Raw genomic sequence first — 12,387 nt, 5'->3', positions numbered from 1 at the left:
ATAAAAGTAATTTATTTAAAGAGTTATGGGTGTTTTTTAGTTATAATTAAATAGTGGGTAATAATTTAAAAAACTAAAGGGAGGGTTATTTACATGGATGTAGAAAAATTAACGGTAAAGGTTCAACAATCCTTAAATGAGGCTCAATTATTAGCTGTAAAAAATAATCATCAACAGGTAGATACTGTGCATTTATTTGCAGCACTTATAGCTCAAGAGGACGGTCTTATTCCTAATATATTTAGTAAAATGGGAGTGAATATAGCAAAGCTTAATGAGGAGATTAACAAAGAAATAAATAGTATGCCAAAAGTTACAGGAAGTGGTGCAGATAGTGGATCAGTTTATGCTACTAGAAGGTTTGAAGAAGTTTTTGCACGGGCCGAAGATGAAGCTAAAAAGTTTAAAGATTCTTTTATAAGTGTAGAACATGTAATGCTTGGACTTATAGATGTGAATTCTAAAGACATTCGAGATATTTTAAAGAAATTTAATATAACTAAAGAAGCTTTTTTAAATGTGTTATCGACCGTTAGGGGAAATCAGAGAGTGGAAAATGCTGATCCAGAGGGTACTTATGAGGCATTAGTGAAATATGGAACAAACCTTGTGGAACAAGCTAAAAAACATAAACTAGATCCAGTGATAGGAAGAGATGAGGAAATTAGGCGAGTTATAAGAATACTTTCTAGAAGAACTAAAAATAATCCAGTGCTTATAGGAGAACCTGGAGTAGGTAAAACTGCTATAGTAGAAGGGCTAGCTCAAAGAATTGTAAAGGGAGACGTACCAGAAGGGCTTAAAAATAAAATAATATTTTCTTTAGATATGGGAGCACTTATTGCGGGGGCCAAATTTAAAGGTGAGTTTGAAGAAAGACTTAAAGCAGTGCTTAAAGAAGTAGAAAATAGTGAAGGTAGAATAATTTTATTTATAGATGAAATTCATAATATAGTGGGAGCAGGGAAATCAGAGGGTTCTATGGATGCTGGAAACATGATAAAGCCACTGCTAGCCAGAGGAAGCCTTCATTGCATTGGGGCGACCACTTTTGATGAGTATAGGAAATATTTGGAGAAAGATAAAGCCTTAGAGCGAAGGTTCCAACCAGTAACTGTAGAAGAACCTACAGTTGAAGATTCTGTGTCAATACTTAGAGGTCTTAAAGAAAAATTTGAAATATATCATGGTATAAGGATTCATGATTCAGCCATTATTGCTGCAGCAAAGCTTTCGAATAGATATATAACGGCGAGATTTCTTCCAGATAAGGCAATAGATCTTATAGATGAAGCTTGTGCTATGATAAGGACTGATATAGATAGTATGCCTACAGATATGGACATGGCTAAACGTAAGATATTTCAGTTAGAAATTGAAAAGAAGGCTTTATCCAAAGAAAAGGATGAGGCTTCAAAGAAAAGGCTCATAATACTCGAAAAAGAGCTAAGTAATTTAAAAGATAAAGATAATGAGATGACAGCAAAATATGAGAAAGAAAAGTCTAAGATAGTTGAAATTAGAAATTTGAAAGCAGAGCTCGATGCTTCAAGGGGGGACATAGAAAAATCAGAAAGAGAATATGATTTAAATAAAGTGGCAGAGCTTAAATATGGAGTAATTCCTAAGCTAGAAGCTCAGATAAAAGAAAAAGAAAAAGAAATTCATAAAAATAATGAAACAGCCATGCTTAAAGAAGAAGTAACCGAAAATGAAATTTCACAGATAGTATCAAAGTGGACTGGTATACCTGTAACAAATCTCCAAGAAAGCGAGAGGAAGAAGCTCCTAAGACTTGAAGATGAATTATCTGAGCGGGTAATTGGTCAAAAAGAAGCAGTAACTGCAGTGTCAAATGCAGTAATAAGGGCGAGGGCCGGTATGAAGGATCCAAGAAGACCTAGTGGTTCATTTATATTCCTTGGGCCTACTGGTGTCGGAAAAACTGAACTTGCTAAAACTTTAGCTAAAATTTTATTTGAGAGTGGTGAAAACATAATAAGGATAGATATGTCGGAATATATGGAGAAATATTCTGTGTCAAGACTTATAGGGGCACCACCAGGATATGTAGGTTATGAAGAGGGCGGTCAGCTTACAGAAGCTGTTAGGCGGAAACCTTATAGCGTAGTATTATTTGATGAAATAGAAAAAGCTCACGAGGATGTGTTTAACATATTTCTTCAAATACTAGACGATGGACGCCTAACTGATAATCAGGGCAAGATTGTGAATTTCAAAAACTGCATAATAATTATGACTTCAAATATCGGAAGCAACTACCTCTTGGAAAACAAAGAAAGTGGAGGCATAGAACAGCATATCCGTGATAGAGTTATGGGCGAGCTAAAATCCAAATTTAAACCGGAATTTTTAAATAGATTAGATGATATTATATTATTTAAACCATTAGAAACAAAAGAAATAGAAGGAATAGTTGATATATTCCTAGCAGATATTCAAAATAGGCTTAAAGATAAAAACATATCAATGAAAGTAACTACGGATGCTAAAGAACTTATGGCAGAAGAAGGCTACGATCCGATCTACGGTGCACGTCCGTTAAAGAGATATATTGAAAATGTTTTAGAAACATCTATTGCAAAGAAAATTATTAGGGGAGATATAAATGATGGTTCTATCATCGGTGTAGATGCAAAGGATAATCAAATTATAATAGAAAAAATTTAACTTAATAGAGCTATTATAAGTCACTTTTCATTGAGGTGGATTTTGACAGATAACGGTAAAAGCAAGATAATCTAAAAGATAATAATAAAAGCACTTACTTAGGTAGGTGCTTTTATTATTATTTTTATATAAAATCACTAAATATTAGGTGTCATGGCTAACAAGTGGCGGTGATAACATCTAGCATTGAAAGTTTAGTTAGTGATATAATATAACTAAAGAAGCTGATTTGTATGGTGTAGATTGAGCCAAGATTTGTGAGGGTGATTAAATGAATTTCTTAGTAAACTTAATAATAAAGACATCGGTAGATACATTATATTTGACAGGGATGATAATTCTTGTAGGATTCATCCTTGGCTTTTTAAGGGAGCATTCAATAGAAAATTTGCAAAGGAGTTTTGGGTGGAAGGCAGTTGCTATTACCGCTATTGTAGGTGTTCCCATACATGAAATTTCTCATGCTATTTTTTGTTTTCTCTTTGGGCACAAAATTACAAAAGTGGTACTAATACAAAAGAGAGACGAAAATGGTGTACTTGGGTATGTAAAGCATGCCTATAATCCTAATAGTGTATATCAACAGATAGGTAATTTTTTCATAGGCACTGCACCTATATTCGGAGGAATCGCGTCTATAATAGCTTTAATGTACGTCATAATTCCTAAGACATATAATGAATTTATAACTATATCTATTAATAATTTAAATGTAACTAAATTAAACGGTATAGCTCTGAATGGAATAATGACTTCTTATGTTAATTTAATAAAAATAATCTTTTCAATTAAGAATTTTACTAATCCCTATTTTATATTGTTTTTATTTTTAGCTATATGTATTTCATCTCATATATCGTTAAGCTCTGCGGATATTAAAGGGGCCTCTAAGGGATTATTTATAATATTCCTAATAATATTAGGTCTCAATACCCTTGGCATTTCGAGATTTGTTATGGCTGAAGATATATTGAAATATAACATTGTATTAATAGGATTTCTCATAGTATCATTGATTTTTTCAAGTATAACTTACATTGTAAGTTTACTAATATCATTAATAAAAATATAATGCAATGAAAGCACTGTTTGTTATTTAGCTAGAGCCTAGTATATTAATTAAAAATTTGATACAATAAATATAATTGTTATAAAGGATGTGAAGGTTTTGGAACTAGAGGATAAAGATAAGGATATTATAAAAGAAGTTTTAATAAAAAAAATAAAACCATTTCTTATATATATATTTGGATCATATGCAAAAGGAACTTCACGCGCAAATAGTGATATAGACATAGCATTTTTAGGTGATGAAGCTTTTAGTGAATATGAAATATTTATGATTTCACAAGAGATTGCAAGTTTACTTAATAGAGAAATAGATCTTGTAGATTTAAGAAAATCATCTACAGTATTTAAATCACAAGTAGTAGGAACAGGTAAAACGATTTATTGTAATAATGATACGAGAAGAATGTATTTTGAAATGTATACATTTAAGGAATACGCTTTATTAAATGAAGAAAGAGCAGCTATATTGGAAAACATAAAGAAGAGAGGCAATGTGTATGGGGAATGATATTGTAGGATGTATTTAAATGAAAATATAACCATAAAAATTCAAGAGAAAAAGGTAACAACAATGATTAAATTCATTGTTGTTACCTTTTTTCTTCTTAGTTATTTGTTTATAATTTTTGATTCACTGTATAAGAAAGATGCGACACCTTTGAATAACACAACAGTTGAGTTTTTTTAAAAATAGAGTATACTATAAAAGAGAACGGAGGTTTTCTAATGCAATATTTGAAGGAAGAGGTAAGAAATAATATAGTAGAAGAATCTCTAAAGGAATTTAAACAAAGGGGATACAAAGGCACATCAATAAGGGGGATAGCTAAGAACTCTGAAACATCAGTGGGGAATTTTTATAAATATTTTCATAGTAAAGATGATTTGTATGAAAAATTAATTGGACCTGTATATGATAGACTAATGGATTACATTAATCAGTTTAATGAAGTAGAAATAAATGAAGAAGCAGATGATATTTTTTATAAATTAATGGAAAAGATAATGGAGATATTTAAAGAAAATAGCATAGAAATTACAATATTACTTAATAAAAGCGAAGGATCGAAATATGGAAATTGTAAAAAGACCTTCGTTGAGTTCGTAACTAGAATAGTTTCAGAGAAAATGAAATATGAGCTGTCACTCCAGGGGAAAAGACTTAAAAATAATTTTATTATTTATCTTATATCATATAACCTTGTGGAGAGTATTTCTATCATTTTAAGAGAGAAAGACGACGGAGCTCAGGTGAGAAAACTTATTATTGATATAATAGATATATTTTATAAAAATATTATGAGCAAGTTAGATTGTGAAAATATAAGTTAGGAGATAAAAAATGAAGAATTTTATAGAACTAAAAAATGTGAAAAAAACTTATACCATGGGAGAAGTTATCATCAAAGCAGTAGATGATGTTTCATTTTCTATAGAAAAGGGTGAACTTGTTGTAGTTATTGGTGCTAGTGGTGCAGGTAAAACAACAATACTTAACCTTTTGGGAGGTATGGACCAGGTTACTACTGGAAATATTATTGTGGATGGCAATGATATAAGTGAATACAATAAAAAAATGCTCACAAAATATAGGCGTGACGAAATAGGATTTGTATTTCAGTTCTATAATTTAGTACAAAATTTAAATGCAATTGAGAATGTAGAGCTTGCAGTTGAAATTTGTAAAAACCCAATGAATCCTGAAGAAGTACTTAAAAATGTAGGCCTTGAAAATAGAATGCGGAATTTCCCGTCGCAGCTTTCGGGAGGAGAACAGCAAAGAGTTTCCATAGCGAGGGCCCTTGCAAAAAATCCTAAGTTACTTCTTTGTGATGAGCCTACAGGAGCACTGGATTATAATACTGGTAAGTCGATACTTAAGTTACTATCTGATACTTCAAAAAAGCATGGCATGACTGTCATAGTCATTACACATAATTCCGCTATAACCCCTATTGCTGACAAGATAATAACAGTTAAAAGTGGTAAAGTTGAAAGCGTAATGAAAAATGATAATCCAATGTCTATCGAAAGCTTGGAGTGGTAGAAGTGAAGAAAACATTTTTTAAAAATTTATTTAGAGACATAAAAAAGACACTTTCAAGGTTCTTATCTATAGTAATAATCATTGCAATGGGAGTAGCTTTTTATGCTGGAGTTCGAGCTACTAGTCCAGATATGAAAAAATCAGCGGATTTTTATTTTAATCAAACTGAGTTTATGGATTTTAAACTTATATCTACACTTGGACTTACAAAGGATGACTTAGCTGAGGTCCAAAAACTAAAAGGTGTAAAAAAGGCTGAGGGTTCATTTTCGATAGACGCAGTAGTTGAAAAAGATAAACATTCCCTGGTGATTAATGTTAATTCAATTCCTCCTGAAAGTGGCATAAATAAGATTAAGATCGTCACAGGAAGAATAACAAAAGCTAACAATGAAGTTGTAGTGGAAGAAGGATTTTTAAAAGAAAATAAACTTAAAATAGGGGATGTTATAGAACTTAAATCAGGAAAAGATGCTTTAATAGATAATGACCTAAAAAATAGCAGATTTAAAATAGTAGGAACAGCGCTGTCACCTTTATACTTATCAGCTCAAAGACAGCTAAGTTCAGTTGGTAATGGAACTGTTCGGGGATTTATTTATATACTACCTGATGTATTTAAAAGCGATGTTTATACAGAAATATATGTAAAAGATGATAGTGAAGAATCAAAAGATAGTCTTATATTAAGTGAAGATTATAAAAAAACTTCTAACAATATGAAGCAAGATCTTAAGGACATTGGAGTTATAAGAAGTAAAGTAAGGTATTCGCAAATATTGAAAACTACGCAAGGTAAAATAAACATAGCAGAAAATAATGATATTAAAAAACCAGAATGGTATGTTCTTGGAAGAGATGCTAATCTGGGATATGAAACATATAGACAAGATAGTGAAAGAATAGATAACATAGGCAAGGCCTTCCCACTTATATTTTTCTTAGTGGCAGCTTTAGTTAGCCTTACAACTATGACGAGAATGGTTCAAGAAAATAGAATTGAAATAGGAACTTTAAAAGCTTTAGGATATTCAAGAATGGCCATAACTACTCACTATTTAATATATGCACTTTTAGCTAGTATAACAGGTAGCATAGTAGGTGTGTCTTTCGGATTTAGACTTTTTCCTCCACTTATAATGAATGCTTATAGCTCGCTTTATTCTATTCCAAGTTCTTTAACTCCTTTTAACCCTAGTTTAGCGCTTCAATCTTCATTAATCGCTATACTATTTACAACTCTTGCAGCGGGAGCGGCGACACTTGAGGAATTAAGAGAAGCACCAGCATCTTTGATGAGACCAAAACCGCCAAAGGCTGGAAAGACTATATTACTCGAAAAAATAACTTTTATATGGAAAAAGTTGAGTTTTACAAGTAAAGTTACTGCAAGAAATATATTTAGATATAAACAAAGGTTTTTCATGACCGTAATAGGCATCGCGGTGTGTACAGGACTTATGATAACAGGATTTGGACTTAAATCAGGAATAATGGGTGCTGTGGAAAGTCAGTTTACAAATATATATAGATATGATATGCAGTCAACACTTAGGAAAGACATAGACGATAATCAAAAAGATATCACACAAAATAAAATAATGAAAGATGATAACGTAAAATCAGTTTTATTTTCATATACAAAAAATGGAACGGTGGATCTTTATAAATCTGGTAGAGAAGATGCATATTTAGTGGTTACAGAAGATAAGAAGGAACTTAATAAGTATATTAATCTTACAATGAAAGGTACAGATCTAAGCCTTAAAGAAGATGGTGTAATTATTACTGAAAAATTATCGAAACTTATGAATAAAAAAATTGGAGACATATTTGAGATAACCATAAATGATAAGGTGGTAAAAGCTAGAATCTCAGGGATAACAGAGCATTATCTGCAACATTATATTTATATAAGCTCTGATTATTATAAAAAAATAACTGGGGAAAATCTTAAATTTAATGGGTTTTATGGACTTTTAAAATCAACATCAGATAGTGCAGAAGATAACACCACAAAGGTACTAACACGGACTCAAAATATAGGATCTATAAATTACAAAAACAAAACACATTTTGATTTTAATAAAACCACGAAGAGTATAAATTCAGTGGTGCTCGTTCTAATAGTATCCGCAGGAGTTCTTGCTTTTGTTGTAATATATAATCTCACAAATATAAATATAAATGAAAGAAAAAGAGAATTGTCTACAATAAAACTTTTAGGATTTTATGATAGTGAACTTGCACTATATATATACCGTGAAAATATTATATTAACGGTAATAGGAAGCCTAACTGGAATAGCTGTGGGAATACTCCTATGTGGGTTTGTAATTAACACTTCAGAGACTAATGTAATGATGTTTATGAGGAAAATTGACCCTATTTATTTTCTATATTCAGTGTTACTTACAATTTCATTTTCTATAATTGTAAATTTAGTTATGTACAGAGAATTTGGTAAGATAGATATGATAGAATCACTTAAAAGTGCAGAATAATGTTGCTTATAAAAACATAAAAATATGCCCGGGAAATAATTTGTGATTTTCCACGGGCTTTTTTTCTTTGCGTTAAATTTTATTTTGAGTTACCTTCAATTTAAAAAAGCTTGATCTGCAGCAGGGATAATTTATCTCAATGTTTGGAAGTATATATAGAAAACATAAAAAAAACGGTAGAGACTTATAAATAAAAATTAAGTTAAAAGGTGTGGTGCATTAGAATGATGTTTTTAAACAGAAAAGATGCAGGGGAAAAGCTAACTGATAGTCTTGAAAAATTTAAAGATGAAGATGTAATTGTACTTGCGGTGCCAAGAGGTGGACTCGAAATAGCTTATGATACAGTAAAAAGGTTTGGGTTTAAATGGGATTTGATTATTCCAAGAAAAATAGGTGCACCACATAACAAGGAGTTTGCAATAGGTGCAGTGTCTGTGGATGGTAGTTATTTTATAAATAATCATTACGTGAAAATGATTGGTATATCACAAGAGTATATCGAGAAGGAAGTTTTAGAGCAAACAAAAGAAATTAAAAGAAGAATGAAAGAGTACCGTGGAAAGGATACATTTCCTGAGGTTAAAGATAAAACAGTTATAATTATTGATGATGGGATTGCTACGGGATTTACTATCCTGGCTGTAATAAAATCTGTTAAAAAGCAAGGAGCTAAAAAAATTATTCTAGCTATTCCTGTAGGTCCTATGGAAGTTATTGAAGAATTTAAAGAACTTGTAGATGAGGTAATATGCATATATATACCAGAACAATTTTATGCAGTAGGTTCATATTATATTGATTTTAAGCAAGTTACAGATGAAGAAGTATTTAAAATTATGAATGAATTGAGGGGTTAGTTTATGGAGTATAAGCTTGTTTTGGTAGATATGGAGGTGTTTAATAATGAAAAAACAAAATTACATTTCGTGGGATGAATATTTTATGGGACTAGCATTGTTATCTGCTAAAAGAAGCAAGGACCCACAAACACAAGTTGGGGCTTGTATTGTCAGTGCCAATAATAGAGTTATTTCTGTTGGATATAATGGGTTTGCTTTTGGTTGTTCGGATGACGAATTCCCTTGGGAAAGAGAAGGAGAACTTCTTGAAACAAAATATCCATTTGTAGTTCATGCAGAATTAAATGCAATATTAAACAATAGGGGAGTATCCTTAGAGGGAGCTATAATTTTTGTTGCATTATTTCCTTGTAATGAGTGTGCTAAAGCTATAATTCAATGTGGAATAAAAGAAGTAGTCTATTTAAGTGATAAATATTCTGAAACTGATATTGTTAAGGCTTCAAAAAGAATGCTTAATGCTGCTGGGGTAAAATTAACTCAACTAAAACCTAAATTAAACAAAATTGAAATATCATTTAACGACACAAAATAATAAGCAAAGTACAGAATATTAATGTTCTGTACTTCAAAAGGGTACAATAGCGTTTTTTGTATTTTAATGTTAAAATAAAGTCAAAAATACTGTTAGGTGGTAATATTATGAATGACATAGGTGGTATAGAAAGATTAAGAAATATATATTCAGAACTTAAAGGAACGGAAAAAAGAGTTGGAGAATACATACTTAAAAATCCAAAGGATATTATCCATTCATCTATAACTGAGCTAGCTGAAAATTGTAAATGTGGGGAAGCTACGGTATTTAGACTTAGTAAAAAATTAGGATTTAAAGGATATCAGGATTTAAAGATAAGTATTGCTAGTGAAATTGTAAAACCTATTCTGAATATACATGAGGAAATAAAAGAGAATGATGATACCTTGGTTTTAATGCAAAAGATATTTAATTCCACAATAAGTTCTCTAAATGAAACTTTAAGAATAAACGACAGTAAGGAATTAGATAAAGCTATAGGGTATATTCATAATGCAAAAAGAGTAGCTTTCTTTGGCATGGGTGGATCGGCCGCAATAGCTCTTGATGCATATCATAAGTTTATGAGAACAGGGAAGTACTGTATATTTCATGACGATTCACATTTTCAAGCTATGGTAAGCTCCATGTATGATAAAAATGACTGTATAATAGCTATTTCAAATACCGGAAGTAATATAGAATTAGTAGAAAATTTGAGAATTGCAAAGGAAAAAGGAGTGAAAATTATAGCTATAACTTCAAATTATAAATCTCCCATATTAAAGGTATCAGATGTGGTTCTCGTATCTTATGGTAAAGAAAATCTATCAAGAAGTGAGGCTATGGAGTCAAGGATTAGTGCATTATCACTTATAGATTGTATGTTTGTTGGTACTTGTCTAAAGGATAAAGATAATTATTATAAGGTTTTAGGGCAGATAAGGGAAGGTATAGCAAATAAGAGATACTAAAATAATTTTCATACACTCGACAGGAGTGTATTTTTTTGCGCTATAATGAAAAATATTTTCAAAAAATACTTGATTAAACCTTTACATTATAATATAATAATTAGAAAGAGAATAATTTTCAGGAGATAGCAATTATACAGTTATTTAAGAGAAAAAAGAAAAATTATTTCAAAGGGGGATATTATGGAGTATTTAATTGGACTAGATATTGGAACAAGTAGTACTAAAGCAATTGCATTTAATTTGAAGGGAAATGTAATTTCAAAATGCAATATAGGTTATCCTATTTTAAACCCTAAACCTTCTTGGAGTGAGCAATGTCCTGAGGAGATGTTTGAGGCAGTTATTAATTCCATTAAATGCGTAGTAAATGAAAACACTAACAAAGGAAATAAACTTCTTGGTGTTAGTTTCAGCGCTGCTATGCACGGTATAATTGCTGTAAATGAAAATGGAGAGAAATTAACCGATTGTATTATTTGGGCAGATACCAGAAGCACAGAATATTCGCAGAGTATAAAAGATAGCAAAATAGGTCATGAAATTTATATGAAAACGGGCACCCCCATTCATCCAATGTCACCACTTTGTAAACTGGCATGGATGAAAGACAATATGAAGGAAGTATTTAAAAATACAAGTAAGTTTATTTCAATTAAAGAATATGTTTTCTTTAAACTATTTCATAAATATGTTGTGGATTATTCAATTGCATCTGCTACAGGTTTGTTTGATATTTATGAACTTCAATGGAATAAAAATTCATTAGAAGTTGCAGGTATAAGTGAGGAAAAGTTATCCTCGCCAGTATCACCAACGCAAGTATTTAAAGGTATGGATAAAAAATATGCAGATTTAATGGGAATTGACAGAGAAACAGCATTTGTTATTGGGGGAAGCGACGGCTGCCTTGCTAACCTTGGCGCCAATGCTGTAAAACCTGGAGATGCCGCAGTTACAATCGGAACCAGTGGAGCTATAAGAATAATAGCAGATAAACCCAAAAATGATGAGAGTGAAAGGATTTTTAGTTATATCCTTACTGAAGATCATTTTGTTCTTGGAGGACCTGTTAATAATGGAGGGATTATTTTTAGATGGTTCAGGGATAATTTTTCGCATTTAGAACTTACTCAAGCTAAGGATTTAGGTGTTGATACTTATGAATTATTAACAAAGGAAGCATCTAAGGTACCGGCAGGAGCAAATGGTTTGATATTTTTGCCTTATCTTCTTGGAGAGAGAGCGCCGCATTGGGATGCAAACTCAAAGGGTGTTTTCTTTGGGATAAACATTACACATAAAAGGGAACACTTCCTAAGAGCACTTCTGGAAGGCGTGATATTTGGTGTTTATAGTGTTGGAAAAGCTTTAGAGGAGACAACTGGTAATATTGATACAATTTATGCTACTGGAGGCTTTGTTAGATCTGAGCTTTGGGTTCAAATGTTAGCAGATGTATTTAATAAAAAAGTAGTAATAGCAGAAAGCTATGAAAGTTCATGTTTGGGAGCGGTAGTACTTGGTATGAAGGCAATAGGACTTATAAATAATATCGAAGAGGTAGAAAAGTTAGTCCCTATTTCTCAGACATTTAAACCAAATATAAAAAATCATGATGTTTACATGAAAACTTTCGAAATCTATGAAAGATTGTACGTAAAATTAAAAGACGAGTTTGTAAGTATTGGGTTATTACAAAAATAAAGGGGGATTTTAT

10 protein-coding genes are annotated in these 12,387 nt (G+C 31.3%); all 10 read left to right on the top strand.

Features of this window, described 5'->3' with window-relative positions; genetic code table 11:
• Positions 1 to 93 precede the first annotated feature (93 nt).
• The 10 genes from clpB to gntK all read left to right on the top strand — a co-directional run bounded on the left by clpB (position 94) and on the right by gntK (position 12,374).
• Positions 94 to 2,691 (top strand): ATP-dependent chaperone ClpB, encoded by a 2,598-nt coding sequence (gene clpB / locus KTC92_RS07875; RefSeq protein WP_220286495.1) that lies wholly within the window; start codon positions 94 to 96, stop codon positions 2,689 to 2,691.
• 271 nt (positions 2,692 to 2,962) lie between these two features.
• The gene (locus KTC92_RS07870; RefSeq protein ID WP_220286494.1) at positions 2,963 to 3,763 is read left to right on the top strand and encodes a hypothetical protein; all 801 of its coding nucleotides are present in this window, start codon (positions 2,963 to 2,965) and stop codon (positions 3,761 to 3,763) included.
• Positions 3,764 to 3,859: 96 nt separating this feature from the next.
• On the top strand, positions 3,860 to 4,270 hold the full coding sequence (locus tag KTC92_RS07865; protein ID WP_220286493.1) for a nucleotidyltransferase domain-containing protein: 411 nt from the start codon (positions 3,860 to 3,862) through the stop codon (positions 4,268 to 4,270).
• A 218-nt stretch (positions 4,271 to 4,488) separates the two neighbouring features.
• Positions 4,489 to 5,094, top strand: a complete 606-nt coding sequence (locus KTC92_RS07860; RefSeq protein WP_216302898.1) for a TetR/AcrR family transcriptional regulator — start codon at positions 4,489 to 4,491, stop codon at positions 5,092 to 5,094.
• A 10-nt stretch (positions 5,095 to 5,104) separates the two neighbouring features.
• The gene (locus tag KTC92_RS07855; RefSeq protein ID WP_220286492.1) at positions 5,105 to 5,809 is read left to right on the top strand and encodes an ABC transporter ATP-binding protein; all 705 of its coding nucleotides are present in this window, start codon (positions 5,105 to 5,107) and stop codon (positions 5,807 to 5,809) included.
• Between the two features lie 2 nt (positions 5,810 to 5,811).
• Positions 5,812 to 8,313, top strand: coding sequence for an ABC transporter permease (locus KTC92_RS07850; protein ID WP_220286491.1), 2,502 nt, complete (start codon positions 5,812 to 5,814; stop codon positions 8,311 to 8,313).
• A gap of 224 nt (positions 8,314 to 8,537) precedes the next feature.
• A complete protein-coding gene (locus KTC92_RS07845; RefSeq protein ID WP_258280745.1) occupies positions 8,538 to 9,173 on the top strand; it encodes a phosphoribosyltransferase in 636 nt (211 codons plus the stop codon).
• Between the two features lie 46 nt (positions 9,174 to 9,219).
• Entirely contained in the window at positions 9,220 to 9,711 is a 492-nt protein-coding gene (locus tag KTC92_RS07840) for a dCMP deaminase family protein (protein ID WP_220286490.1), read from the top strand.
• 107 nt (positions 9,712 to 9,818) lie between these two features.
• Positions 9,819 to 10,667 carry a MurR/RpiR family transcriptional regulator gene (locus tag KTC92_RS07835; RefSeq protein ID WP_220286489.1) on the top strand — a complete coding sequence of 283 codons (849 nt, stop codon included), beginning with the start codon at positions 9,819 to 9,821 and terminating at the stop codon, positions 10,665 to 10,667.
• Between the two features lie 183 nt (positions 10,668 to 10,850).
• Complete coding sequence (gene gntK / locus KTC92_RS07830) at positions 10,851 to 12,374, top strand: gluconokinase (protein WP_220286488.1); 1,524 nt, start codon at positions 10,851 to 10,853, stop codon at positions 12,372 to 12,374.
• The last annotated feature ends 13 nt before the right edge of the window (positions 12,375 to 12,387 follow it).

Source organism: Clostridium sp. CM027 (assembly GCF_024730565.1).
GTDB lineage: Bacteria > Bacillota > Clostridia > Clostridiales > Clostridiaceae > Clostridium_AD > Clostridium_AD estertheticum_B.
This window is presented reverse-complemented; position numbering and strand designations above follow the sequence as displayed.